Genomic DNA, 25,406 nt, shown 5'->3' on the forward strand with positions numbered 1-25,406 from the left:
CGGCGGGGATTCGGGATTCGGGATTCGGGATTCGGGATTCGGGATTCGGGATTCGGGAATCGGGAATCGGGAATCGGGAATCGGGAATCGGGAATCGGGAATCGGGAAATGCTGCTCTTGCCTCCCCCTTTGAAAAAGGGGGATTGAGGGGGATTTGCTTTTGGCGCCAAGAGCAAATCCCCCGTCACCTGCTTACGCAGGTGCCCGCCCCCTTTTTCAAAGGGGGCAATTGCGAGCTCCGGTTTTTTGCCTCCCGCTTGGCCCGCCATTCGGCGGTTGAGAAGCGCTTGAGGTGAGGGGGATTTGCTCTTCCCTACACCAGCCATCCGCGCACCACGCACTTCTGCGCGTAGCGCCAGAACAGCAGGGCGATGACGATCAACACCGCCGGCATCACCAGCCCCGCCACGCCGTAGGCATCCCAGGCCGGCGTCACCAGGTAGGCGCCGATCATCTGCACCAGCAGCGCGAGCAGGGAGACGAAGAACATCGTCACCGCCCAGCGTTTCCCCATCAGCATGCCGATTGCACCCAATACGCCGCCGAACACCGCGATCGCGAAGGCCACGTTGAGCCACATCGGCGTCGCCTCGTAGACCTGGCGCTGCTGCTCGGTCATCGCTGCCAGCGCTTCGGCGCTCATGTTCACCTGCATCCAGAACATCGCCACGCCGATCAGGTTCCAGATCAGCGCGAGGACGGCGACCAGCCAGAACCCCTTGGAACGCGGAATCTCCATCGTGCCGTTCATATGCCCTTCCCTCCCCAGGTTGTCGGACGGCGCGAGCATACGCCCGGCGGACTGTCATTGCGCTTACGTCCTCAACGCGGGGCGAGCCTCCAGACAACATTTCCCACATCGTCCGCCACCAGCAACGCGCCGCCGCGGTCGAACGCCACGCCGACCGGCCGACCGCGCGCGTTGCCTTCGGCATCGAGGAAGCCGGTGAGCACGTCGATCGGCGATCCCGTCGGCTGGCCCTGCGCGAACGGCACGAACACCACCTTGTAGCCCGCCGGTTCGGAGCGGTTCCAGGAGCCGTGCAGGCCGATGAACGCGCCTTCGCGGAAACGCGCCGGCATCGGTTCGCCGCGCGCGAAGGCCAATCCCAGCGCCGCCACGTGCGCGCCCAGCGCATAGTCCGGGGCGATGGCGCGCGCGACCCGCGCGGGATCCTGCGGCTGCACCCGCGCGTCCACGTGCGCGCCGTAATAACTGTAGGGCCAGCCGTAGAAAGCGCCCTCGCGCACGCGGGTCAGGTAGTCCGGCACCAGTTGATCGCCAATTTCGTCGCGCTCGTTCACCACCGTCCACAGCGCGCCGGTGACCGGTTCCCATGCCAGTCCGACCGGATTGCGAAGGCCAGAGGCATACACGCGCCGCTGGCCGCTGGCGATGTCGATTTCCAGCACCGCGGCGCGGTCGGTCTCGTGCGCCATCCCGTTCTCGCCGATGTTGCTGTTGGAGCCCACGCCGACGTACAGCCGGCGTCCGTCGGCGCTGGCCAGCAGGCTCTTGGTCCAGTGGTGGTTGATCGGCCCGCCGGGCAGATCGGCGAGCTTCACCGGCGTGGCGTCGATGCGGGTCTGGCCGGCGCGGTACGGCACCCGCACCACCGCGTCGGCGTTGGCGATGTAGAGCTGGTCGCCGACCAGCGCCATGCCGAACGGCGAGAACAGATCCGACAGCAACACGTGGCGGGTCTCGGCGACGCCATCCCCGTCCGCGTCGCGCAACAAGGTGATCCGGTTGGCGCTGGGTACGCCGGCCCCGGCCTTGGCCATCGTGCGCTTCATGAACCAACTGCGCAGTCCCCCCTTCTCGCCGGGCTTGGGTGGCGCGTTGGTTTCCGCCACCAGCACGTCGCCATTCGGCAGCACGTACAACCAGCGCGGATGATCCAGATCGCGGGCGAACGCCTGCACCGCCAGTCCTTCGGCGGCGGTTGGCGCCGCGCCCTCCGGCCAGCCGACCGCGGGAGCAATGTTGACCGTGGGAATCCAGCGCTTCTGCGGAGCCGGCAGTTCCGGCCGCGGCCCGGTTTCGCTGGCCTGTTGCGCAACGGAGGGGGCGCATGCGGTGATCAGCAGCGCCAGCCCTCCTCCCAGGATCTTCCGCATGCCCATGGCCGCGCTCCTCGAGAAGGACGATTCATGCTGGCCCTCCGAGGGCGAACGCCGTGTCAAGACCAGCTCAGGCGTCGTCCTGGCGTTGCACCGACACCGCCGGCACGCCGTCCTCGTCCATCCGCACACGGATTTCGATGGGCCGGCAGCAGACCTGGCAATCCTCGACATAGTCCTGATCCCCGGCCGTATCGTCGACGAACAGCGTGATCGCTTCACCGCAGTAAGGGCAGTCGATATCGGCGGAAGGCAGTTGCGGCATGGGTCGATGCCGGCTCAGGCGGAACCGAGCTGCACGATCTCGCGGATGCGATCCATCCACAGATAGTGCGCGCGTGCGGGATCGCGCTGGTCGTCCAGGCGGACCACCGCGTTGAAGCCTTCCACGCCGTCGGCGTCGCGGAACACCTGCACGCTCGGGCGGGTGGAGACGGTGCCGGTCAGCGTGCCGCCATCGGTGAGGCGCAGTTCCACCACCGCCTCGTCGGGCAGCGCCCGCACCATCGCCTCGAGCCGTTCGATGTCGGCCTGCCGCGTGTACAGCGTCTGCGGAACTTCGATCATGGCCGCCGCTCCAGGGAGGGACGATTCCACTCTAGCGCCGCGACGATAAGCACCCGTGAAGGTGGCGGACCGTCAGGCGATCAGCTCGAGCAGCGCGCGCGCCGCCGGTTCGGACGAGGCGGGGTTCTGCCCGGTGACCAGCTTGCCATCCACCACCACGTGCGGCTGGAACGGCGGAGCGGCCTCGAAGCGCGCGCCCTTGGCCTTCAGCTCATCCTCCAGCAGGAACGGCACGATGTCGGTGAGCTCCACCGCCGCTTCCTCGGCATTGGTGAAGCCGGTGACCCGCTTGTCCTTCACCAGCGGCTGGCTGAGCGTTCCCTGCGCGTGGCGCAGCACCGCCGGTCCATGGCAGACCGCCGCCACCGGCTTGCCGGCGGCGAAACGGGATTCGATCAGGCGGATCGAATCCGCATCCTCGGACAGATCCCACAGCGGGCCATGCCCGCCGGGATAGAACACCGCGTCCACGTCCTCGTCGAGCACGTCCGCCAGCGGCCGCGTCTGCGCCAGTTCGGCGATCGCGACGGTGTCGTTGTTGAAGCGCAGCGTCGCCGGCGTCTGCGCGTCGGCGGCGTCGCTCTTCGGATCCAGCGGCGGCTGGCCGCCGCGCGGCGAGGCGAGCACGATCTCCGCGCCCGCATCCTTGAACACGTAGTACGGCGCGGCGAACTCCTCCAGCCAGAAACCGGTCTTGTGGCCGGTTTCGCCCAGGCGATCGTGCGAGGTCAACACCATCAGGATCTTCATGATCCGGCTCCATGCGGGAACATCGGGGAAGTGGCGACGCTAGCAGCGCAACCGCTAAAGGCAGGTAACGATCCCGTGGCGATCGCGTTACCGTCACCGCCCTGTCAACTTTCCGGATCAGCCCTGCTTGATGCGATGCCCGCCGAATTCGTTGCGCATCGCCGCCAGCAGCTTGTCGGCGAAGGAATCGTCCTCGCGCGAACGCAGGCGCTCCAGCAGCGACATGGTGATGACCGGTGCCGACACGTCCAGATCGATGGCCTCGGCCACCGTCCAGCGGCCTTCGCCCGAATCCTCGACGTACGGCGCGATGCCGGCCAGGGTCGGATTCTTCTTCAGTGCATCGGAGGTCAGGTCCAGCAGCCAGGAACGCACGACGCTGCCATGGCGCCAGATTTCCGCGACCTGCTGCAGATCGATGCCGAAGGCTTCCTTGCGCTCCAGGATGGCGAAGCCTTCCGCGAACGCCTGCATCATTCCGTACTCGATGCCGTTGTGGATCATCTTGGTGAAATGGCCCGCGCCGGAGGGACCGACATGGCCCCAGCCGCGATCGGCCGCCGGCGCGAGGGTTTCGAACACCGGCCGCAGCGCTTCCACCGCCTGCTTATCGCCGCCGATCATCAGGCTGTAGCCTTCGGCCAGGCCCCACACGCCGCCGCTGGTGCCGCTGTCGACGTAGTGCACGCCGGCCTCGGCCAGGCGCGCGCCGCGGCGCATGGTTTCCTTGTAGTTGGAATTGCCGCCGTCGACGACGGTGTCGCCGGCCGACAGCAGCGGCAGCAGCGTATCCAGGGTGTCGTCGACCACGCCCGCCGGCACCATCACCCAGACAATGCGCGGCGACGGCAGCGCGGCCACCACCGCCTGCAGGGAATCGGCAATGGCGATGCCGCGCTCGGCCGCCTGCTTGCGCGCGGGTTCGCCGGGGTCGTAGCCGTGCACGCGGTGTCCGCCGCGGGTGAGGCGTTCGGCCATGTTGGCGCCCATGCGGCCCAAGCCGATCATTGCCAGTTCCATAAATGCTCCTGAGTTCGGGGGAAGTGAGTGGAGGGGGAAATCGCGTGGCTCAGGCGGCCAGCCAGGCCCGCAGCAGGTCGTTGGTTTCGCGCGGCTTTTCCATCGGCGGAAGATGGCCGCAATGGGTGAACACGTGCAATCGCGCGCCGGCGATGCCGGTCTGGAGGATCCTGGATTCCTCCGGCGCGGTCATGCGGTCGTCGTCGCCCACGCCGACCACGGTCGGCATCGACAGGGTGGGCAGCAGCGGCTGCGAATCGGGGCGTTCCAGGATCGCGCGCTGCTGGCGCAGGAAGGCGTCGCGGCCCACCCGCTCGGCCATCGCCATCACCTCCTCGCCGACCGGCGTGTCGACCCGGCTGGCATGCACCAGTTGCGGCAGCAGCTTGCGGGTGACCCCGGCGAAGCGGCCGCGCTCGGCCAGCGCCAGGCTGGCCCGGCGCACCGCCGCGCGCTTGGGCGGATCGGCACGCGCGCTGGTCGACAGCAGCGCCAGCCGCTCCACCCGCTGCGGCGCCTGGCGCAGGATCTCGAACGCCACGTAGCCGCCCATCGACAGCGCGCCCAGCGCGAACCGCGCCGGCGCCCGCGCCAGCACGCGCGCGGCCATCGCGCCGACGCTGTCGTCCAGGGTCAGGTCGGGGACGGTGATGTCGGCCAGGTCGGCCAGGCCCTCCACCTGGTCCCGCCACAGCCGTGCATCGCACAGCAGGCCGGGGAGCAGCAGGAGGGACGGGCGCGGGGAAGAAACGGGCATCCGCGAATTTTAGTCGCCCCGCGCCCCGAAGCCGAGCGCACGATGCTTTCCACGGGCGGAACACGCGCCTGGGCGTACCCTGAAAGGCCCCACGACGCCCCTCCTGAATGCGCATCCTGCTCACCGGCGGCACCGGCTTCATCGGCCGCGCCCTGTGTACCCGGCTCCTGGCCGGCGGCCATCGCCTGACCGTATGGTCCCGCCGCCCCGCCCTGGCCCGCCAGCGCCTGCCCGGCGTGGCGGTCATCGAGGATCTGGCCGAGGCGGGCGAGATAGAGGCGGTGGTCAACCTGGCCGGCGAACCGCTGGTGGGACGCCGATGGAGCGCCCGGCAGAAGCAGGCCATCCGCGATTCGCGCCTGAACACCACCGCCCAGCTGGTGCGCTGGATGGCCCCGCGCCTGCGCCGTCCGCATGTACTGGTCTCCGGCTCGGCGATTGGCTACTACGGCGCGCACGGAGACGCCCTGCTGGATGAATCCACGCCGGCCGGCGACGATTTCGCCGCCGTCCTGTGCCGCGACTGGGAACACGCCGCCATGCAGGCCGAGGATCTGGGCCTGCGGGTGTGCCGCCTGCGCACCGGCATCGTGCTCGGCGCCGACGGCGGCGCGCTGGGGAAGATGCTGCCGCCGTTCCGCTGGGGCCTGGGCGGCCCGATCGGCCACGGCCGCCAATGGATGAGCTGGATCCACCGCGAGGATCTGATCGGCCTGATCCAGTGGCTGCTCGAATTCGAATCCGCGGGCGGCGCCTACAACGGCACCGCCCCCGAACCCGTGCGCAACCGCGAGTTCGCGCGCACCCTCGGGCGGGTACTGCATCGTCCGGCATTGCTGCCGACGCCCTCGCCGCTGTTGCGGCTGGCCTTTGGCGAGGGCGCGCAGTTGATGCTGACCGGCCAGCGCGTCATGCCCATGCACGCGCTGGTGGAAGGCTTCCGCTTCCGCTTTCCGCAATTGGAAGACGCCCTGCGCGACGTACTGGACAAACCCGCCTGACCCGCGCGCAGGCGCATCGCGATCAGAACGACTGCCGCAGCACCAATTCCCAGCTGCGCGGATCACCCAGGTAGACCATGCTGTCGTTCAGCGCGTACACGACGTGGGTGCGGTCGCCGAGGTTGCGACCGCGCAGGGTGAGCCGCGTGTGCGGATTCCATTGCCAGCTCACGTGCGCGCCCCACAGCGCGTAGCCGGCGGTGGACAGCGTGTTGGCCGCGTTCGCATGACGCGAGGACACGCCACGCAGGTCCACGCCGGCCGACCAGCGATCGTCGAAGGCGTAGTCCACCCACAGGTTGCCGACCCGCGCGGGCGTGTTAGCCGGCCGGTTGCCCGCGCGCGACACCGGCACGCCGCCAACGTTCTCGAAGAAATCATCAAGGCTCGCGTCCACCCAGGCCAGGTTGCCCTGCGCATCCAGTCCCTCCAGCGGTTGCCAGCCGAAGGTGGCTTCGACGCCGCGCGCCGATTGCCTGCCGATCGGCAGGGTCTGGCCGGGATTGGCCGGATCGCTGATGGCCAGGTTGTGGCGCACGATTCGGTAGGCCGCCAATGTCGCGAAGTGGCGGCCATCGCGCGACTGGAATTTCGCGCCCAGTTCGCCCTGGCGGCCGGTGGTCAGATCGAAGTCGCGCACGTTGGCGAAGCTGGCCGTGCTGAGGATGCCGGCAGGCGGATCGGCGGCGGTGCTGTACTGCACGTACACGCTGGCCTGCGGCGTGATCGCCCAGTTCAGCGCGGCGCGGCCGGTGGTGGGCGTGTACTCGCGTTCGAACCGTGCCGGATTGCTCGCGCTGGCGGCGCGATGATTGACCACGTCCAGGCGGATGCGATCCCGGCGCAGGCCGGTCAGCAGTGACAGCGACGGGGTCAGTTCGGTCAGGTTCTCGACGAACAGGGCCTGGGTATGCAGTCGATTGGTGCGATCCGGCCGGTAGGCGAGCTGCGCGCCGGGCACGTCGAGGAAATCGCCCGGGGTGACCGCATCCAGCGGCACGGTGTCGATCACCGCCGGCAGCGATTGCGGGAAGCGGGTCTGGCGGTTGTAGCTGATGTCCAGTCCCGCGTTCCAGCGCGACGGCAGCCGGCCCAGGGCTCCGTCGTGCGACCACTCCAGCCGGTTGCCGTAGACCTGCTGATCGTGGCGCTGAAGCAGCGCGCCCGAGCGGATCACGCTACGGTTGTCGGCGCTCAGGCGATAGCTTTCGACATTGCGGTAATCACGCAGGGCGTCGTAGTGGTAGATCGTGTTGCGCACGGTGTCCGCCGCGCCCGGCGACCACTCCAGGATCGAGCGCGCCCACAGCACGTCCTGCCCGTAGTAGCCATCGGACACGTTGTAGTTGCGACCCACCGTTTCCGGCAGCACCGCCAGGCGCCCGCCGGCCGGTTGGCGCACCGGCGTGCCCCAGTAGGGACGGTCGTTGTCTTCCCGCTGATGCTCCAGCGCCAGCGTGTGGCGCAGCGTGGGCGTCCATTGCGCCAGCCACGACGCGGCGACGGTGGTCGCCTGGCGCCGCTGGCCGTCGATGGCGCTGCCGGCATCGCGTGTGCTGACATCCAGCCGCAACGCCTGGCGCGCGGCGTCGCCGCCCAGGCGCAGGTTGGCGCCCATCGCCACGCTGCGATCACGGAAGGAGCCGATGCCGGCCTGCCATTGCGCGTCGTCGCGTTCGAGGTTCGCCAGCCGGGTGACGTAGTTGATGGTGCCGCCGACCGCGCCGGCGCCGTACAGGAAACTCGACGGGCCGCCGATCGCTTCCACCCGTTCGTACTGCCAGGCGTCGACCGGGCGCGCGGCGATCGAGGCGTACTGCACGTCGATGCCATTGAACAGCTGGGTGATCTGGCTGCCGGAAAAACCGCGCAGGGTCACCGCGTTGCCGTTGCCCGGCGGCGAAGCCACGGTCAGGCCGGGAATGCCGGACAGCGCCTCCTGGGTAGTGCGCACGCCGCGCGCATCGAGCGTGTCGCGATCGAGGATGGTGATCGAGGCTGGCGTCTCGCGCACGCTCAACCCGAGCCGGGTGCCGGTTCCGGCCGGCGCATCCAGCGCGGCGCGCCGGCCTTCGACGCGGACGGCGTCGAGGGTGGTGGCCTGCGCATCGGCGGGTTGCGAATCCGCATCGGCGGCGCGCGCCATCGCGGACGGGAGAACGGAAGACAGGGCCGCGAGCACGGCCAGGGAAAGGCGGGACGCGCGAAGCGCGCCGCGATGATGCATCGACATGAACGTAAGACTCCGGAAGCGGCGCATGCGGCGCCGTGGGGAACAGGGGCGGTGATGGCGTTGCGCTACGCCGCTGGTGGTCCCCGGCAACCCGCTCCCGCCGGCCGGAATGCTTTTCGCGTCAATGATGTTTCAAATCCACGCCCAGGCGCGGGCGGGCACGGCGACGCCGCCCAGTCGAACGCCTCCGGTGGCGGCGGCAGCGCGGCGGCCAGCGGGCATTGCGGACAGGCGTCGCCCTCGTCCGGCCAACTAGACGTCGGCGCGGCCGGCGCTTTTTCCCGTGCCGCGTTCGCGCGGGTATCCACCCACTTCAATCCGACGGGCGTGCACAGTTCGACCCATCTGGTCAGCACGTCGCCGCCGCGGCTGGCGAGCACGCGACTGATCGACGGCGCGAACACGAGCAGCAGCGCGGCCAGCAACGCCAGCCGCGCCGCCGCCCGCGCGATCGGAATTCCGGGACGCACCCGCGCGCTCCCTCAGCGCACCGACGCGCCTTTCAACCGCGGTTTTCCGTCATCCACATCGGTCCACACCAGCCAGGCGGCGCCATCGGCCCAGCGCAGGCGCGGCATCCCGCTGGCGCGTCCGCGCGCGGCCAGCGTGGCGACCTCCACGCGGGTGGCGGATTGCCAGCGCGGATCGTAGCTGCCCAGCACGATGCGCTGGCCGCCCGCGCCGGTTTCCTCCAGCCAGCTGGCCAGCACGCGGCCATCACCCAGCGCCAGGCCCAGCCGGCCCAGCACCTGTCCGCCGCGCGCGAGCGTGACCGGTGCGTCGAAATGATCGCCCGCGTCGCCGGAGTGGGCCGCGCGCAGTTCCGGCGTACCGTCGGCCTCGGTGTACCACGCCACCCAGACATCGTTGCCGCGCGCGGCCACCACCGGACCATTCACCGGGCATGCGGGCATGTGCCAGCCATCGGTGTGCACATCGCGCGGCGTGGTCCATGCCTGCCCATCGAAGCGGACGATGCGGGTGTCGCGGATCTCGCCCGCGGTGCGTCCGCGATACACCACCACCACGCCGCGTTCGGTGATCGCCGACGCGGTGGTGCAGCAATCGCAGGTGGACGCATCGAGCGGCCATTCGGCCAGTTGCCGCGCCTGCGCGCCGTACAGCGCCGCGCGCAGCATCATCGCGCCGCCACCGCCGTGATGGTCGCCGTCGTGCGCGGCATCGGCGGAACGATCGACGCCGGCGGCCGCCTTCTGGCGGCTGTCCAGCCAGGCGATGCCGAGCTGGTCCTGCGCCTGTGCCCAGAAGGTCACGAAGCCGTGATCGCCACGGGTACCCGCCGGATGCACCAGCTGCGGCGCGCTCCAGCTGCGTCCACCATCGCCGGAACGCACCAGATCGATGCCGTAGTCCATCCGCGAAGGCCCGGTGCTGCGCAGCCAGTGCGCCCACAGCGAGCCATCGGGCAGCGCCTGCACATGCGGGGTGTCGGCCCAGTTGAGGAACCAGTCGTTGCCTTCGGCGATCGTGATCGGCGCCTGCCAGTTCTCCTGGTCGGCCCACGCCAGGCGCAGGCGATGCGCATCGCCGGTCGCCGGTTCCACCCAGCTCAGCAGGCGTCGGCCATCCGGCGCGATTACCAGATCCGGCTGCGCGGCGCCGACGGGCGCGGGCAGGCTCCACTCGCGCACCCGGGCGGGCGCGGGTTGCGCCGGCGTGGATGCCGCGCGCTCCGTTTCCGGCTCCATGCGTTCGCGTTCACCGCAGGCGGCCAGCAGGCCGAGCAGGCCCAGCGCGCCCACGCGCAGCAAGGTGGAAACGGCAACAGCGGGAGCACGACGGCTCCCGCGGACGGCAAACGGCGACGCGCTCCGGCGCGTCGGCAGATGAACGGACATCGGCATTCTCCAAAGCACGGGCGCGGCCACACGACCGCGGGAACAGCTCGGTACGCGTGGTTCAGAAAATCGTGGGCGGGCCCTGTCCGCCCAGTCCGCGCACGCGGACCGGCGCACGTGGCATGGAATGGCGTCCGTGTACCACGAGCCTCGGCAAGGGCGGCAACGGCACCTGCGCGATCAGCGACAGCGGCATCGGCGGCAACGACGACGCCAGCGGGCAATAGGCGCAATCCGCGTCGGCGGGCGTGGCCGGATGCGCGGGCGTGGCGTCTCCGGCCGGCGCGGCCGTGTCCACCCACTTCAGACCGCTGGCGGTGCACAGTTCGACCCAGCCGGCCATCGCGCCGGAAGCACCCGCGGCCAGCACCCGGCTCAGCGCGGGCGCGAACGCCAGCAGCAGCATGGCGCAGAGCGCCAGCCGGGCCATCGGACGGGAAAAGGCGGGGTTCCGGATCACGACCGGGATTCTAGTCATCGGCGACGCCCCGTGCGCGCCAGGCCAGCCGCGCAAGTGCCTGATCCGGCGGGCGTGCGACGAAATGTCGCACGTCGGTCAGGATGCCGCGGCCTCCGCCAACGCCCGCGCGCCGGCCTGGCGGGCACGATGGCGCCAGCACCACAACGCCATCAGCACGCTGGTGATCGCCAGCATGAAACCGAACTCGTCCACCGCGTACACGGTGACCAGACCCGTCTCGACCGTCAGCAGGGTGAATACCGGCGTGATCACCGCGTTGTGGCTGCCGTGCAGGATCGCGGCGGTCCAGACGCTGCCGGTGCTTTCGCGCAGCCAGGCATAGACGAAACTCAGGCCGGTCACCATGACGGTGAAGCACGCCATCGCGAAGGGCTTGGGCGGATCGCCGGGAAAGTTCAGCCAGAACAGCACCGGGTAGTGCCAGGCCGCCCAGATCAGGCCGGTGGACAGGGCACCCGCCCCGAACCCGAATCGTCGCGCCAGCCGCGGCCCCAGCAGCCCGCGCCAGCCGATTTCCTCGCCCAGCGCCATCGCCACGTTGAGGATGAAGCCCATGCCCAGTTGCAGGGCCAGCATCATCGCGATGACTTCGCCGTCGGAGGCATCGGGCAGGCCGATCACGCGACGCGCGTACGGCAGGTAGATCTCGGTGGAGAGCCGCCCCAGGCCGGTCGCCCAGATGATCCCGTAGGCGAACAGGCCGTAACCAATCGGAATCAGATAGCTCAACCGGGCAAGGCGCCCGCCGGGCCAGCGCCAGCCCAGGTTCGCCAGCGGTATCCGCGCCAGCAGGCAGGCGGCCACGGCGGCCAGGCCCGGACTCCACATCAGCCCGGTGACGTACAGGCGCCGCCCTTCGGCGTTGGCGAAGGACAGGTTGAGCAACAGATAGAACGGCAGGCTGAAAAGAACGGTCAGCAGCAGGAACAGCACCACGGGATGGCGACGCAGCATGACGACGACTCGAGGGGCCCCGGTGGCATCATGCCAGCTTGTCCCCCCGCCCGCAGCCATGGACCTCCAACAGACCCAACGCTTCTGCGCCGGCCTTCCCGGCGCCACCGTCACCGAATGGGGCGAGCCGGCCAACCTGTTGGCCTACTTCGTCGGCGGCAAGCGCTTCGCCCACTTCAAGACCAGCGCGCCGGAGCGCTGGCGCTTCAGTTTCAAGGTCGCGCCGGAGCGCTTCCTGGAGCTGACCGATCAACCGGGCATCAAACCGGCACGCTGGCTGGGCCGCTACCGCTGGATCACCGTGGTGGACGTGTGCGCGATGCCCGATGAGGAATTGCAATCGCTGATCCGCTGGTCGTACCGGGCGGCGCTGGCCACGCTGAGTCGCGCGCGGCAGCGGGAGATCGCCGGCACCACGACGACGCCGGCGAATCAGCCCGCGCGCGTGAAGAAGCGTCAGGTTTCGCCCAGGTAATCCATCTTGCCCAGCGGCACGCCGTTGTGGCGCAGGATGGCGTAGGCGATGCCGACATGGAACAGCAGGTTGGGCAACACGAAGCCCAGCAGATAGTCGCGACCGCTGAAATGCTGGTCGCCGCTGCGACGCGGCAGCACCACGTCCCTGCCCTCGCTGCCGTCGACCTGCGCCGGCGTGAAGCTGCCGAGGAACTCCAGCGCGCGATCCAGCCGCGCCTGCAACTCATCGAAACTGGTTTCATTGTCCTCGAAGCGCGGCGAGTCCACGCCGGCCAGCCGCGCCGGCGCGAACTTGGCGGTATCGGTGGCGATCTGCACCTGCCGCAGCAGCGGCAACATGTCCGGATACAGGCGCGATTGCAGCAGCACCGCCGGGTCGTAGCCCTGCGCCAGCGCATGCGCCTGGCCCTTGGCGAGGATGTGCTTGAAGTTGCGCAGGGCGCGGATCAGCACGGGAACGGAGGCCTGGTACATCGACAGCGATTCGCTCATGGCGGCGGCTCGGGACAGGGAAGCGCGCAGCTTAGACAAGTCCGATGGCGGTGATTAGTCCTTCCCGGCGGGAGAGTCCATCCCGAATCGCGTGCTGCGTCCGCATCCCCCGCGTCAAGGAACGGGCGCGCGTTGCGCGCAATCCATCGCGGAAGTCCAGTGCCGATGCGTCATTCCTTCGTTCCATCGACGGGAAACTGCATCGCCGATGCCGCCGTTTGTTCCGGCGTCCGCATCCCTATCTTTGCTTCGCACGACGGCTGCCCAGGCACTCCGCCAGGACCCGTCGCCACACGCATCGCAACTCCCTCCCCCGCGCGATGCATGCAGGAGTTTCAGACATGAAGAACAACAACAAGCTGTCCCGTGCCCTTCTTTCCGCCGTGCTGCTGGGCGGCATCGCCTTCGGCGCGCAGGCCGCCGAACCCAAGGGCTTCTATGCCGGCGTCGGCGCCGGCCAGTCCAGCGTGGACGAACAGCGCTACGACGACGAGGACACTGCGTTCTCGGTGTTCGGCGGCTACCAGTTCAACCACTGGTTCGGCCTGGAAGCCGGCTATTCGGATCTCGGCAAGCTGGAACCGCGCGGCAACCTCGGCCGTCCGCTGGAAGCCAGCAGTATTTCGCTGACCGCGGTCGCCACCGTGCCGTTCACCGACAAGTTCTCCGGCTATGCCAAGGCCGGCATCCAGCGCTGGGATCTGGATCGCGCGTTGCCGGAAGTCACCCGCACCCGCGACGACAGCGGCACCGATGCCACCTACGGCCTGGGCCTGCAGTACCGCTTCACCGACAAGGTGGCGTTGCGCGGCGAATACAGCCGCTTCGAGATCGAGGACGCGGACCTGGATCTGGCGCAGTTGCAGGTCCGCTACGACTTCTGATCCCCCAGCAAGTCGCGCCTGGAAAACCGCCGGCCCGTCCGGCGGTTTTCGTTCGTATGCGGGGACGCGGTAGCATCGCCCTCCCCCTTGTTCCCTGGCGAGCCTCCCGATGTCCCACTGGTCCGATCTGATCCGCGACGTACCCGATTTCCCCAAGCCGGGCATCGTGTTCAAGGACATCACCCCGGTGCTGGCCGACGCCGACGGCTTCGCCGAGGCGATGGCCGAACTGGCCGAACCCTGGCGCGGCACCGCGCTGGACGCGGTGATCGGCGTGGAATCGCGCGGCTTCATCCTGGGCGCGGCGCTGGCGCGCGAACTCGACATCGGCTTCGTGCCCGTGCGCAAACCCGGCAAGCTGCCCGCGCGCACCCTGACCCTGGACTACGCGCTGGAATACGGCAGCGACCGGCTGGAAATCCACGCCGACGCCCTGCCCGCCGACGCGCGCGTGCTGGTGATCGACGACGTCCTCGCCACCGGCGGCACCCTGCGCGCGGCGGTGGCGCTGGCGCGCCAGCAGGGCGCCGAAGTGGTCGGCGCCGCGGTACTGGTGGAACTGGCATTCCTCGGCGCACGCGAACGCTGGAACGACCCGGCGCTGCTATGGTCCGTCCTGGCGTTCTGAGCGCAAACACCATTCCCCCTGCAGGAGCGACGTAAGTCGCGACAGCCCGCGATGACGATAGGAAAAAAGCTCGCGACTCACGTCGTTCCCACAGGCTGGCTCCTGATCATCCTGCCATGCCTGGGCCTGCTCGCCGGATGCCTGTCGGACACCCTCGATGCGGTCTATGACAACCTGGCCGAGGCTCGCGCCGATGGCGCCATCGACCGCGGCTGGATTCCCGCCTGGGTGCCGGAGAGCGCGACCGCGCTGCATGAAGTGCACAACCTGGACACCAACGTCAGTGCGCTGGCGTTCGACCTGCCCGGCGATACCCGCATACCCTTGCCCGACGGCTGCCTCCCGGCCACTTATGCGCAGACGCTGCCGGTTCGGTTCGCGCGTTCCTGGTGGCCTTCGCAGGGGATGCTTGCCTCGCAGTACAACTTCTTCACCTGTCCCGCCCCTTACACTGGATTCGAGTTCGTCGGGATGCGCCACGACGGCCGCCACATGGTGCACTGGCGTACCTACGCACCGGATTGACCTCCGTCCCCCTCTCCCCTGTGGGAGCGACGTGAGTCGCGAGCTCTTGTACCTTCACCCAGGCAGGGTCGCGACTGACGTCGCTCCTGCATAGGAAGATCGTCTTGCTAGCCTGTGGGAGCGACGTGAGTCGCGAGCTTTTCCGGCAGCCCATGGTTGCATCGCTTTCATTGGGAATGCGGACCGGATTTCTCCCTGCCGACAGGCACTAGCCCATCCGGCATATGGCCCGGCAGGGAGCCCGTGCTAACGTCGCCCACGGCCACAACGGGCGTGGACAGGCGAGGAGAGACGCGTGGCCTGCCCGTTGTCGGCTCCTTGGTTTCTCCCGGCCCGCATTCGCTTCCCCGGCCGCCGCTGCTCCGCACCACGCTCCAGCTGTCCGTTTCCACGACACGTTCCGGCAAGGGGAATCCATGGCATCGATGAAGCAAGCCGCGCCTCCGCTGGAGGACGCGAAGATACCGGTGAAGATCAAGTTGTCCGCGCTGTGGGCCAGCCTGATGCTGTGTTTCGTGTACGGCGACTATTTCGGCCTGTACGTGCCGGGCAAGCTGGGCAACATGATTGACGGCCGGATGGGTCCGCTCGGCGCGGTGACCCAGAACGTGCTGGTCGGCACCTCGATCATGATGGCGATACCGGCATTGATGGTGTTCCTGTCGCTGGTGATGAAGCCGGCGATCAGCCGTTGGGTGAACGCGCTGCTGGGCCTGGCCTATGCCGCCATCATGGTGCTGACCATGCCGGGCGCATGGCGCTTCTACCAGTTGCTCGGCGTGGTCGAGATCCTGCTGTGCCTGGCCATCGTCGGCCTCGCGCTGAAATGGCCGCGCCGGCCGCTCTGACGCTCCCGGACTCATGCCCATGAACATGGATTCCGCCGTCACCCTGCACCATCCGCGCACTACCGCCCGCATCGCCGGGTTGCTTTACCTGATCGTGGTGTTGGCCGGCATCTTCAGCATTGCCTACGTACCGTCACAGACGCAGGTGGCGGGCGACGCCGCCGCGACCGTCGCGAAGATCACCGCGAACGAAGGCCTGTTCCGGCTCGGCATCTCCGCCGGACTGGTCTGCTATCTCGCGTTCCTGTTGCTGCCGCTGGCGCTGTACCGCCTGCTGGCACCGCATGGCAGGACCGCGGCCACGCTGATGGTGGCGTTGGCGGTGGCCAGCGTGCCGCTGTCGTTCTTCAACCTGCTGCACAAGCTCGACGTGTTGAGCCTGCTCGGTGGCGCCGACGACCTGCGCGCGTTTTCTCCCGACGTACTCAACGCGCAGGTGATGCTGGCGCTCAAGGGCTACGCCAACGGCATCCTGGTGTCCAAGCTGTTCTGGGGACTGTGGCTGCTGCCGTTCGGCTGGCTGGTGTTCACTTCGCGCCTGTTGCCGCGCGTACTGGGCATCCTGCTGATGCTGGGTTGCCTGGGTTACGTGATCGATGTATCCGCCCGCCTGCTGATGCCCGGCTTCGCGGAGACCGCCGTGGCGGGATATATCACCCTGCCCGCGACCCTGGGCGAGATAGGCACCTGCCTGTGGCTGCTGGTGATGGGCGTGCGCGCACCCGCACGCCGGTAACCGCCATCGCGGCCGCTGGCGTCCGCCGATGGGCGGCAGGTGCGCGATGCCGGCGCTTCCGGCATCATCCGCCGACCTTCCGGCCACCGGCCGGACACCACGGAGCAACGCATGCGGACGCGGAACCGGCAGGCACGGACACAGGCGTCATGGAAAGCGGCACTGCTGGTATTCGCATGGTTCGTCATTCCCCTCGGCGTGCACGCGCAGACCCTGGCCTGGCCGGACAAGCCGCTGGACTCCGGCACGGCGCTCGAAGGACAGGTGCCCGCGCTCGCCCGCAAAGTGCTGGCCGGCTACGAGGATCCGGATCGCGAACGCGAGCTGATCAACCGGGTGCGCCTGCAGATGGCCGCCGGGCAACCGAAGGCCGCGCTGGCGAGCATCGCCGCGTTGCGCGAGGTGCGCCGGGAAACAGCGCCGGAGCAGGCCGACGTGCTGTTCATCCAGTACGCAATCGATGCCGATGCGCGCTTGCGCGGCGAAACCCATCCGGCCGCCGCGTTCCGCCGCGCATTCGCGCGCCTGGATGACCGACAGGCCGCCCGCACCCTGCCGGTGATGGGCGCGGATCTGCCGCGCGCGCGTCGCGATCTCGACGCGGCGCTGGAAAAGCAGCGCGGCAAGACGCGCATCGAGCAAACCGACGCGCTGGAACTGATCCGGCTGTACCAGTTCCACACGGTCTACGCGGCGCTGCTGCCGGTGCTTCCGGACCTGTTGGCCGAGGACGAGGCCAGGCGCTATGTCATCGAACGCGACGTGGTCGTCCCCGGTGCGGACGGGACGAGCCTGCGCGGCCTGGTGGTGCGGCCACGACGTATGGCCGCGCCGCAGCCGGTGCTGCTGGGCTTCACCATCTACGTCAACGACAGCTGGTCGCTGGCCGATGCGAAGGCGGCGGCCGCGCACGGCTATGTGGGCATGTTCGTCTACAGCCGCGGCAAGGCCGGCGCGCCGGGTGAGCCCGTACCCTATGAACACGACGGCGAAGACGCCGCCGCCGCGATCGACTGGATCAGCCGGCAGCCGTGGTGCGACGGCCGCGTGGGCATGTACGGCAACAGCTACAACAGCTTCACCCAATGGTCCGCGGCCAAGCACCGCCCGCCCGCGCTGAAGGCGATGCTGACTTCGGCCTCGACCGCGCCGGGCATCGATATCCCGATGCAGGGCAACATCTTCCTCAATTTCTTGTACCCGTGGCCGCTTTGGACCGCCGCCAACGCGACCCTGGACGCCGACAGCTACGGCGACGAGGAACGCTGGCGGCAACTGGATGCGAACTGGTACCGCAGCGGTCGCGCCTACCGCGACCTGCCCGCCATCGACGGCCACCCGAATCCCTATTTCTCGCGCTGGCTGGAACACCCCACCTACGACGCCTACTGGCAGGCGATGACCCCGCAGGGCGACGAATTCGCCGCCATCGACATCCCCGTGCTCGCGGTCACCGGCTATTTCGACGGCGCGCGCGTGGGAGTGCAGCACTACTTCGACGAACACAGGCGGCACAACCCCAACGCGAATCACACCCTGCTGATCGGACCGTACAACCACTTCTCCATGCAGGCCGGCGTGGCGCGCGTCCAGGAAGGCTACGAGGTGGATCCGGTTGCGCTGATCGATCTGCCAGCGTTGCGTTTCCAGTGGTTCGATCACGTCCTGCGCGGCGGCCCGCGTCCGGACGTCCTGAAGGACCGGATCAACTACCAGGTGATGGGGGCCAACACGTGGAAGCATGCCGCCTCCCTCGACGCCATGGCCAACCAGCGCCAGCGCCTGTACCTGCAACCGGCCATGTCCGGCGGCACAGAGGGAGCGCTGTCGGAACAGGCGCCTGGCAAGCGCGCCGAGAGCCTGCTGACCGTGGATCTTTCCGACCGCAACGACGCCAACTGGAATCCGCCGGCGCTGTCGATGCTGGATGCGCTGGATCCGCACGCTGCGCTGGTGTTCCGCAGCGCGCCGCTGACGGCGCCGGCCGAGCTGTCGGGCCTGTTCTCGGGCCAGCTCGACTTCATCACCAACAAGCGCGACTTCGACCTCAACCTGGCCCTGTACGAACAGCTACCCGACGGACGCCACCTGCTGCTGTCCTGGCATCTCGGTCGCGCCAGCCACGCGCGTGACCGCGGCCGTCGCGAACTGCTGACGCCCGGCAAGCCGCAATCGATCACTTTCCGCAGCGAACGCCTGGTCAGCCGGCAGTTGCAGCCCGGCAGCCGGCTGGTGGTGGTGCTGGGTGTCAACAAGCAGCGCGACATGCAGGTCAACTACGGCAGCGGCAAGGAGGTCGGCGAAGAAACCATCGCCGACGCCGGCGCACCGCTGGAAATCCGCTGGCGGGACAGTAGCCATATCGAGGTGCCGTTGCTGCGTTGAGCGTCTTCGCCACGCCACGCTTGCGACTGGCGCCTCCGTGTCGTAGACATGCGTTCGTCCGTCGCAAAAGCAATCCTTCATGAACTCGCCTTACCAACCACCGCAATCACCCATCGGCGCGCCGTCCCGCAAGCGCAGGTTCGCCCACGTGGTGACGGCCTTCGCTGCGGGGCTGGTGGTGGTTCCCCTATTGGCGCATCTGCTGGACCGCCTGGGCCTGCGGTTCGGCCGCATCGGTTCCGCCAACACCGCGTTCTGGAGCGCGGTCGCATGGGGAAGCCTGCTGGCCGCCGCCTCGGTCTACCGGCATCAGCGCCTTCCGCTGGCATGGGCAGGCGCCATCGGCGTGGCGATCGTGTTGCTCCTGCTGGCCGCCCCTTCGATTTGGGCGTGGGTGCTGCCCTAGCCTCCGGACGTCAGTTGCGCAGCGCGCGCCCGCACATCGCCACACCGACCATCATCGCCGCCAGCAGCAGGAACGCGATGGGCAGGCTGCTGTGGTGGGCGACGAAGCCGATGCCGGCCGGACCGGTCAACACGCCGGCATAGGCGATCGTGGTCATCGCCGGCACCGCCAGCGCCTGCGGCATGACCTTCTGCCGGCCGGCGGCGGTGAACAGCACCGGCACGATGTTGGAGCAGCCCAGGCCCACCAGCGTGTAGCCGACCAGCGACCACTGCCATTGAGGCAGGCAGGCCGACAGGGTGATGCCGGCGGCGGCCAGCAGGCCGCCCTGCCACACCACCCGCGAGGGTCCCAGCCGCGCGACGATCGCATCGCCGGCAAACCGTCCGGCGGTCATCGCCAGCGCGAAGCAGGCGTAGCCGAACCCGGCCTGCGCCGACGCCATGCCCCGCTGTTCGGTCAGGAACACTGCGCTCCAGTCGAGCATCGCGCCTTCGGTCAGGAACACCACGAAGCCCAACACGCCCAGCAGGATCACGAAGCCGTGCGGCACCGCGAACAGCGGTCCCTCGTGCGGACTGCCATAGGGCAGCAGGCCACGCCAGTTGAAAGCCAGCAGCAGCAGGATGAAGGCCGACCAGAACAGGGTCATCGCCAGCGGCGCCACGCCCAGCGACATCATCACCGCCGCCCCGGCCGCGCCAACGATACCGCCCAGGCTGAAGAAGCCGTGGAAGCCGGACATCATCGGACGGCCCGCCGCTTCCTCCACGATCACTGCCTGCACGTTGAACGCGCAGTCCGCCGCGCCAATCGCCGCGCCGAACACGAACAGCACCGCGCCCAGCGCGTACACCGACGGCACCCAGGCCAGCAGCGGCAACATCAGGCTGGACACGACCGTGCACAGCACCAGCACCACCCGGCAGCCCTGTCGCGTGGTCCAGGCGCCGGCCAGCGGCATCGCGATCAGCGAGCCCAGGCCCAGGCACAGCAGCAGCGCGCCGAGCGAGGCTTCATCCAGCGCGGTGCGCGCCTTGGCGAACGGCACCAGCGCCGCCCAGACCGCCACGGCGCAGCCGGCGGCGAAGAACAGCAGGCGGGTGGCGCGGTACTCGACACGGGAGATGGGGGAATCGGAGGCGGCAACGGACATCGGACGATTCTCGCGGGGGACGGGAACGGAGCAGCGGCGTTCAGCGCCGATCGGCGCGGAGCACGGCGATTTCCTGCTGCTCGAAGGATCTGCGCAGGCTTTCCAGCGCATCGTGCTCGACGATGAGGTGGTCGATCTGGTGCAGCGAGGCGAACTGGAAGCGCGCGTCGGCGCCGAACTTCTCGTTCATCACCACCACCGCGGTCTCGCCGCTGCACTCGATCATCGCACGCTTGAACAGCGATTCCTCGGCATCGTTGCCCCACAGGCCACTGTCGATGTCGACCGCGCAGGTACCGGGGAAGCACAGATCCGCACGCACGCGCCGCAGCTCCTGCACGGCCTGCGCGCCGATGGCCGCGCCGATCCGGTGTTCGATGCGCCCGCCGATGATCAGCACTTCCACGTCCGTGCGTTCCATCAACCGGAAGGCGATGTCGGGCGCGTTGGTGACCACGGTCAGCTCGAAGTTGCGCGGCAGCGCGTCGGCGATCGCGCTGTTGGTGGATCCGGCGTCGAGGATGATCGTCTGGCCCTTGCGCAGCAGGCCCAGCGCCTTGCGCGCGAGCAGCTGCTTGCGCTCCGAATCCTGGCCCTGGCGCTGCAGCAGCGGCTTCACTTCCGGCGCATGCAGCAGCGCGCCGCCATAGATGCGCCGGCACAGGCCGCGTGCGGCCAGTTCGCGCAGATCGCGGCGGATGGAGTCCTCGGACACCGCGAATTCCTGCGCCAGTTCCACCGCCAGAACCCGGCCCTGCGCGTGCAGGCGCTGCAGGATGCGCTGCTGGCGTTCCTCGGGCAGCAGATCGATGCCGGTCGACTGGCTCATGGCATCGTCTCCGCCAAGTTGATGGCCACGCCCAGCCGCGCGAGTTCGTGGCGCAGCAGGGAGGCGTCGCGGAAGTGGATCGCATGCATGCCCAGGCGCGCGGCGGCCTCCGCGTTGTAGGCCATGTCGTCGATGAACACCGTGCGCTCGGCGAGCAGGCCGTGGCGCTCCATCAGCAACCGGAAAATCGCCGGATCCGGCTTGGCCAGGCGCTCCTGGCCGGACACCACGATGCCGTCGAACCAGCCGAGGAAGTCATAGCGTTCGAGCGCATGCGGGAAGGTCTCGCGCGACCAGTTGGTCAGCGCATAGAGCCGGCAGTCGCCACCGCGCAGTTCGTCCAGCACCCGCACGGTCGGCGCCAGCGCCTCGCCCAGGGTTTCAATCCAGCGGTCACGGTAGGCGCGGATGCGCCCGGCCTGGTCCGGATGCCGCGCGATCGCCTCGTCCACCGCCTCGTCCCAGCTGCGGCCGGCATCCTGCGCGGCGTTCCAGGCCGGACTGCACACCTCGGCGAGAAACCATTCCATGCCGGCGACGTCTTCGCCGAACAATTGCCGGTAGAGATAGCGGGGATTCCAGTCGACCAGCACGCCGCCCAGATCGAAAACGATGGCGTCGATGGCCGGTGCCTGGGCGGGCACGGGAGCGGGTTCCGGGCGGTTCATGGGGGAATGACCTGGTGCGGATTCGCCATGATTGTGCATAAACATGCACAATCATGCAATATCAGGCAAGCGTCCGCCGGTTCCGATCGTTGCTGCGCCACGTCACGAGGGGTTCGTGGGCGACGGTTACACTCCGGCGCTCCCCCGCACGAACCCGGAAGCCATGCGCCGACTCGCCGCCCTGCTGCTCGTCCTGTCCACCGCCCTGACGGGGTTTGCCGCCTCGGCGGCCGACGCCGCCATCGCTCCCTTGAAGGTGATGGCCTTCAACGTCCGCCTGCCCACCGACGCCGATGGCGACAACCGCTGGCAGGCGCGCAAGGACATCCTCGTGGACACCATCCGCGACCAGCGTCCCGTGGTGTTCGGGACCCAGGAACTGTTCGCCGAGCAGGGCGATTACATCGTGCGGCAGTTGCCGGAATACGCCTGGTTCGGTGTCGGCCGCCGCGGCGACGCCGAAGGCGCCGGCGACGAGCACATGGGCGTGTTCTACCTGCGCGACGAACTGAAGGTGATCGAGTCCGGCGATTTCTGGCTGTCGGACACGCCGGAGGTGGCCGGCAGCATCACCTGGGGCAACCTGTATCCGCGCATGGTCACCTGGGCGCTGTTCGAACGCATCGCCGATGGCCGCCGCTTCTATTTCTTCAACACCCACCTGCCCTATCGCGACGAGGACGAACCCATCCGCGAGCGCGGCGCCGCGCTGCTGCTGAAGCGCCTCTCGGCGCTGCCGGCGGAGGTGCCGGTGGTGGTCACCGGCGATTTCAACACCGGTCCGGAAAGCCGCGTGCATGCGCTGCTCACCGCCGATCTGGCCGATGCCTGGGAACGCAGCACGCAACGCAGCGGTCCGGAGGCGACGTTCCATGCCTTCTCCGGCAAGGCCGATCGCCGCATCGACTGGATCCTGGTGCGTGGCTTCGAGGTGGGTCCGGTCTCCACGGTGACCGACCACGAGAACGGCCGTTACCCTTCGGATCACTTCCCGGTGGTGGCCGAATTGCGCTGGACGGCCATGCCCTGATCGAGGGGCTGGCGTCACGGTCGCGTCCGGCATAGGCTGCGCGGACGCGCGGTGACCGTCCCGGAGGGGGAAGGCACGACGACCGGGGGCATCCCGTGCGGCAGGTCGAAGTTCCTTTTCCTCCCTTCGAAAGGACACGCACCATGACGCCCTCGTTCTCGCCGCTCGGCATCGTCCATACCGTCCTCAGCCTGCTGCCCGTCGTGTTCGGCGCGATCGCGCTGATCCGCGACGGCCGCATCGAACCCACCTCGCGTATCGGCAAGGCGTATCTGGCCGGCATGCTGATCTCGATCTTTACCTCGTTCGGACTGTCCAGCACCGGCGGTTTCAACGAGGCACACGCACTGGGCGTCCTCGCCCTGCTGGCGCTGGCCGTGGGCTTCACCGCGCGCCGCCATGCCTGGCTGGGTGCTGGCGCCGAGTATCTGCAGAACCTCAGCCTGTCCTTCAGTTACATGCTGCTGTTCATTCCCGCCATCAACGAGACCCTGCGCCGCGTGCCGCCATCGCAGCCGCTGGCCGACGGACCGCAGTCACCGCTGGTGCTGGGCCTGGTGTCGGTCGTGTTCGTGCTGTTCGTGATCGGCGCGGGCTACCAGGCATTGCGACTGCATGCCCGCCGCAAGGTCATGGCCGCCAGCACTGCGTGACGGTTCTTTGGCACGAACCGGTCGGCCGGTCCACCCGCGTAGAGCCGAGCTCGCTCGGCTTCGGATTCCCGAAAGCACCGTTGCCCGATGGGCGTTCGCGATCAGCGGAGCAGGCTCCGCTCTACCCCTCCCTGTAGAGCCGAGCTTGCTCGGCTGCGCATTCCCGAAAGCACCGTTGCCCGATGGGCGTTCGCGATCAGCGGAGCAAGCTCCGCTCTACCCCTCCCTGTAGAGCCGAGCTTGCTCGGCTGCGCATTCCCGAAAGCACCGTTGCCCGATGGGCGTTCGCGATCAGCGGAGCAGGCTCCGCTCTACCTAACGTAGAGCCGAGCCTGCTCGGCTTCGGGATCTCAATCGCGGAGCACGGTGACGTAGGCGCCGGTGCCCAGCACGCGGAAGGTATCGCGGTCGATCCGATGCAGGCGCGAGCCGTCTTCCAGCAGGTAGACCGGCGCGTTGTCGTGCAGCGTCGCCTCCCGCTCCCTCATGTCGCAGGCACGCAGCACATCGACGCGGCAGCGGTTGCCCGCATCGTCCTGGGCGAAGAAGTAATCGGTATTCATGCTTGCCTCCTCTCGACGACGGCAAGCGAGACTATTCCGCGGCGCGTTAAAAAGACCGTAGCGATTCGTGATCCTGGCGTGGCGATCCGTGGCGGCGGTCACGAAGCGACGGCGGCGTGCGGCAGGCGCATCGGCTGCGGCGCCCCGTAGGTCAGGCTGCGCCACAGCCATTCGCAGGGTCCGTAGCGGAAACGCGCGAGCCACCAGTGGCTGAACAGGATCTGCGCGCCGAAAATGCCGACCCACGCCAGCAACCAACCGACCGCTCCGGTCTCCGGCCCCACGCCCAGGCCGATGCCGTAGAACACGAAGATGCCCACCACGCTCTGCGCGAGGTAGTGGGTCAAGGCCATGCGCCCGACCGGCGCGAGCACGCCAAGCAGGCGCTCGCCGCGCGGGCGCAGGAACAGGAGGGTGAAGCCGGCCGCCCAGGTGATGCCCAGCGCCAGGGAGTCGAGCCGGAACAGGAATCCGTTGATCCAACGCGGCAGGAACTCCGCGCCCCAGCCCAGGTGCGCTTTTGCCAACTGGAGCAAGGTACCCGCGACCGCGATCGCCAGGCTGCCCCAGAACAACTTGTGGAACAGCGCCCGGTGGTTTCGCGGCTGTTGCAGCAATCGCCGGCGACCGGCCCAGTAACCCAGCAGGAAACGGCCCAGCACGAAACACAGCAGCATGCCGCCGGACAGGCGGGTCCAGTTCACCATCGCCGCGTTGGCGGTGAATACGCGCTGCCAGTCGTCGGTGCGGAAAGCCTGCAATGTCGTCGCGTCGATCTCGGCGCGCGACGGCAGGCCGGGAAATCCGCCTCCCAGCCAGGGCACCAGCAAGGTGGGCAGGACCAGCGCGACGAACAGGCCGCCCCAGAGCAGCACGCCATCGGGCGCGCGCCGGAACAGCACCAGCAGCAGGCCGACCACCGCGTAGGTCATCAGGATGTCGCCCCACCAGACGAAGTAGCTGTGGACCACTCCGATGATCAGCAACCAGCACAGGCGCCTGACGAACCGCGACAGCCCTGCGCCGCGCGCCTGTGCGCGCTCGATCTGGATGGCGAAGCCCAGTCCGAACAACAGCGAGAACACCGTGATGGCCTTGGCGCTGACCAGCCATTCGATGACTCCGATCGCCATTGCGTCGAAGCCCGCGGTGGGCAGCGCGGCGCGCGCCGGTTCGGTCAGCAGGTTGTAGAGGCTGAGATAGCCCAGGTTGGCGAGCAGCACGCCGGCAAGCGCGAATCCGCGCAGCGCGTCGATGAGGTGATGGCGATCTTCGGGACTGACCGGTGCATCGGCTGCGGGCATAGGCATTCGTTCTTCCATGGACGGGATGCCACGCTGAAGCCGCCACCGGACGCCTGCACGCGGATCGTTCCGCGCG

The 25,406-nt window shown here is 68.6% G+C and carries 29 protein-coding genes; 11 read left to right on the forward strand and 18 right to left on the reverse strand.

The features are described from left to right. Window positions 1-313: 313 nt before the first annotated feature. The 7 genes from FHW78_RS19145 to FHW78_RS19175 all read right to left on the reverse strand — a co-directional run bounded on the left by FHW78_RS19145 (window position 314) and on the right by FHW78_RS19175 (window position 5,218). Window positions 314-751: a hypothetical protein gene (locus FHW78_RS19145; RefSeq protein ID WP_183644507.1), complete on the reverse strand. Its 438-nt coding sequence runs from the start codon at window positions 749-751 to the stop codon at window positions 314-316. A 71-nt stretch (window positions 752-822) separates the two neighbouring features. Next, a complete protein-coding gene (locus FHW78_RS19150) occupies window positions 823-2,127 on the reverse strand; it encodes a sorbosone dehydrogenase family protein (protein WP_183644510.1) in 1,305 nt (434 codons plus the stop codon). 67 nt (window positions 2,128-2,194) lie between these two features. Beyond that, window positions 2,195-2,389: a CPXCG motif-containing cysteine-rich protein gene (locus FHW78_RS19155; protein ID WP_183644513.1), complete on the reverse strand. Its 195-nt coding sequence runs from the start codon at window positions 2,387-2,389 to the stop codon at window positions 2,195-2,197. A 14-nt stretch (window positions 2,390-2,403) separates the two neighbouring features. Next, complete coding sequence (locus FHW78_RS19160) at window positions 2,404-2,691, reverse strand: DUF3247 family protein (protein ID WP_183644515.1); 288 nt, start codon at window positions 2,689-2,691, stop codon at window positions 2,404-2,406. 72 nt (window positions 2,692-2,763) lie between these two features. After that, complete coding sequence (locus tag FHW78_RS19165; RefSeq protein WP_183644518.1) at window positions 2,764-3,441, reverse strand: type 1 glutamine amidotransferase domain-containing protein; 678 nt, start codon at window positions 3,439-3,441, stop codon at window positions 2,764-2,766. 117 nt (window positions 3,442-3,558) lie between these two features. After that, window positions 3,559-4,461, reverse strand: a complete 903-nt coding sequence (gnd, locus tag FHW78_RS19170; protein WP_183644521.1) for a phosphogluconate dehydrogenase (NAD(+)-dependent, decarboxylating) — start codon at window positions 4,459-4,461, stop codon at window positions 3,559-3,561. A 49-nt stretch (window positions 4,462-4,510) separates the two neighbouring features. After that, window positions 4,511-5,218, reverse strand: a complete 708-nt coding sequence (locus tag FHW78_RS19175) for an alpha/beta fold hydrolase (RefSeq protein ID WP_183644524.1) — start codon at window positions 5,216-5,218, stop codon at window positions 4,511-4,513. Window positions 5,219-5,325: 107 nt separating this feature from the next. Here FHW78_RS19175 and FHW78_RS19180 point away from each other — a divergent pair, with 107 nt between their 5' ends. Next, window positions 5,326-6,219, forward strand: a complete 894-nt coding sequence (locus tag FHW78_RS19180; RefSeq protein WP_183644527.1) for a TIGR01777 family oxidoreductase — start codon at window positions 5,326-5,328, stop codon at window positions 6,217-6,219. Window positions 6,220-6,241: 22 nt separating this feature from the next. Here FHW78_RS19180 and FHW78_RS19185 read toward each other — a convergent pair whose 3' ends face one another. The 5 genes from FHW78_RS19185 to FHW78_RS19205 form a co-directional block, all read right to left on the reverse strand. Then, window positions 6,242-8,452, reverse strand: a complete 2,211-nt coding sequence (locus FHW78_RS19185) for a TonB-dependent receptor (protein ID WP_255443349.1) — start codon at window positions 8,450-8,452, stop codon at window positions 6,242-6,244. Between the two features lie 65 nt (window positions 8,453-8,517). After that, a complete protein-coding gene (locus FHW78_RS19190; RefSeq protein WP_183644530.1) occupies window positions 8,518-8,922 on the reverse strand; it encodes a DUF2946 family protein in 405 nt (134 codons plus the stop codon). Window positions 8,923-8,934: 12 nt separating this feature from the next. After that, on the reverse strand, window positions 8,935-10,311 hold the full coding sequence (locus FHW78_RS19195) for a hypothetical protein (protein ID WP_255443350.1): 1,377 nt from the start codon (window positions 10,309-10,311) through the stop codon (window positions 8,935-8,937). Between the two features lie 61 nt (window positions 10,312-10,372). Then, window positions 10,373-10,771: a DUF2946 family protein gene (locus tag FHW78_RS19200; RefSeq protein ID WP_183644533.1), complete on the reverse strand. Its 399-nt coding sequence runs from the start codon at window positions 10,769-10,771 to the stop codon at window positions 10,373-10,375. 96 nt (window positions 10,772-10,867) lie between these two features. Further along, window positions 10,868-11,746, reverse strand: a complete 879-nt coding sequence (locus FHW78_RS19205) for a CPBP family intramembrane glutamic endopeptidase (RefSeq protein ID WP_183644536.1) — start codon at window positions 11,744-11,746, stop codon at window positions 10,868-10,870. A gap of 58 nt (window positions 11,747-11,804) precedes the next feature. On the opposite strand from FHW78_RS19205, the gene FHW78_RS19210 reads away from it, so the two are divergent. Then, a complete protein-coding gene (locus tag FHW78_RS19210) occupies window positions 11,805-12,221 on the forward strand; it encodes an MmcQ/YjbR family DNA-binding protein (RefSeq protein WP_183644538.1) in 417 nt (138 codons plus the stop codon). Here the strand turns inward: FHW78_RS19210 and FHW78_RS19215 are convergent. Continuing rightward, window positions 12,203-12,715 (reverse strand): DUF1993 domain-containing protein, encoded by a 513-nt coding sequence (locus tag FHW78_RS19215; protein WP_255443351.1) that lies wholly within the window; start codon window positions 12,713-12,715, stop codon window positions 12,203-12,205. The two genes, FHW78_RS19210 and FHW78_RS19215, sit on opposite strands and share 19 nt — an antisense overlap. A gap of 341 nt (window positions 12,716-13,056) precedes the next feature. Between FHW78_RS19215 and FHW78_RS19220 the strand changes: the two genes are divergently transcribed. From FHW78_RS19220 to FHW78_RS19250, 7 genes are all read left to right on the forward strand, one after another. Continuing rightward, window positions 13,057-13,599 carry a porin family protein gene (locus FHW78_RS19220; RefSeq protein ID WP_183644541.1) on the forward strand — a complete coding sequence of 181 codons (543 nt, stop codon included), beginning with the start codon at window positions 13,057-13,059 and terminating at the stop codon, window positions 13,597-13,599. A gap of 109 nt (window positions 13,600-13,708) precedes the next feature. Further along, on the forward strand, window positions 13,709-14,227 hold the full coding sequence (locus tag FHW78_RS19225; protein WP_183644544.1) for an adenine phosphoribosyltransferase: 519 nt from the start codon (window positions 13,709-13,711) through the stop codon (window positions 14,225-14,227). Between the two features lie 51 nt (window positions 14,228-14,278). Continuing rightward, the gene (locus FHW78_RS19230; RefSeq protein WP_183644547.1) at window positions 14,279-14,752 is read left to right on the forward strand and encodes a hypothetical protein; all 474 of its coding nucleotides are present in this window, start codon (window positions 14,279-14,281) and stop codon (window positions 14,750-14,752) included. Between the two features lie 416 nt (window positions 14,753-15,168). Continuing rightward, window positions 15,169-15,600, forward strand: coding sequence for a DUF6326 family protein (locus FHW78_RS19235; protein WP_255443352.1), 432 nt, complete (start codon window positions 15,169-15,171; stop codon window positions 15,598-15,600). A 19-nt stretch (window positions 15,601-15,619) separates the two neighbouring features. Then, complete coding sequence (locus FHW78_RS19240; RefSeq protein ID WP_255443353.1) at window positions 15,620-16,336, forward strand: DUF4386 domain-containing protein; 717 nt, start codon at window positions 15,620-15,622, stop codon at window positions 16,334-16,336. Window positions 16,337-16,447: 111 nt separating this feature from the next. Then, complete coding sequence (locus FHW78_RS19245; protein ID WP_183644550.1) at window positions 16,448-18,721, forward strand: CocE/NonD family hydrolase; 2,274 nt, start codon at window positions 16,448-16,450, stop codon at window positions 18,719-18,721. Window positions 18,722-18,800: 79 nt separating this feature from the next. Next, a complete protein-coding gene (locus FHW78_RS19250; protein WP_183644553.1) occupies window positions 18,801-19,127 on the forward strand; it encodes a hypothetical protein in 327 nt (108 codons plus the stop codon). Between the two features lie 10 nt (window positions 19,128-19,137). On the opposite strand, the gene FHW78_RS19255 is transcribed toward FHW78_RS19250, so the two are convergent. From FHW78_RS19255 to FHW78_RS19265, 3 genes are read right to left on the reverse strand one after another with little or no spacing between them, the layout of a single operon-like run. After that, a complete protein-coding gene (locus tag FHW78_RS19255; protein WP_183644557.1) occupies window positions 19,138-20,283 on the reverse strand; it encodes an MFS transporter in 1,146 nt (381 codons plus the stop codon). A gap of 40 nt (window positions 20,284-20,323) precedes the next feature. Beyond that, complete coding sequence (locus FHW78_RS19260) at window positions 20,324-21,112, reverse strand: DeoR/GlpR family DNA-binding transcription regulator (protein WP_183644571.1); 789 nt, start codon at window positions 21,110-21,112, stop codon at window positions 20,324-20,326. Beyond that, window positions 21,109-21,780: an HAD family phosphatase gene (locus tag FHW78_RS19265; RefSeq protein ID WP_183644574.1), complete on the reverse strand. Its 672-nt coding sequence runs from the start codon at window positions 21,778-21,780 to the stop codon at window positions 21,109-21,111. Before FHW78_RS19265 ends, FHW78_RS19260 begins: the two co-directional genes overlap by 4 nt. A gap of 163 nt (window positions 21,781-21,943) precedes the next feature. Between FHW78_RS19265 and FHW78_RS19270 the strand changes: the two genes are divergently transcribed. Both FHW78_RS19270 and FHW78_RS19275 read left to right on the forward strand, forming a co-directional pair. Next, window positions 21,944-22,810, forward strand: a complete 867-nt coding sequence (locus FHW78_RS19270; RefSeq protein WP_183644577.1) for an endonuclease/exonuclease/phosphatase family protein — start codon at window positions 21,944-21,946, stop codon at window positions 22,808-22,810. Between the two features lie 143 nt (window positions 22,811-22,953). Further along, complete coding sequence (locus tag FHW78_RS19275) at window positions 22,954-23,463, forward strand: hypothetical protein (protein WP_183644580.1); 510 nt, start codon at window positions 22,954-22,956, stop codon at window positions 23,461-23,463. 350 nt (window positions 23,464-23,813) lie between these two features. Here FHW78_RS19275 and FHW78_RS19280 read toward each other — a convergent pair whose 3' ends face one another. Together FHW78_RS19280 and FHW78_RS19285 are read right to left on the reverse strand one after the other, a co-directional pair. Continuing rightward, window positions 23,814-24,026, reverse strand: coding sequence for a hypothetical protein (locus tag FHW78_RS19280; protein WP_141454075.1), 213 nt, complete (start codon window positions 24,024-24,026; stop codon window positions 23,814-23,816). A gap of 98 nt (window positions 24,027-24,124) precedes the next feature. After that, window positions 24,125-25,336: a DUF418 domain-containing protein gene (locus FHW78_RS19285; protein ID WP_183644583.1), complete on the reverse strand. Its 1,212-nt coding sequence runs from the start codon at window positions 25,334-25,336 to the stop codon at window positions 24,125-24,127. Window positions 25,337-25,406: the final 70 nt, after the last annotated feature.

This window comes from Pseudoxanthomonas sp. OG2 (assembly GCF_014192765.1).
Classification (GTDB): Bacteria; Pseudomonadota; Gammaproteobacteria; order Xanthomonadales; family Xanthomonadaceae; genus Pseudoxanthomonas_A; species Pseudoxanthomonas_A beigongshangi.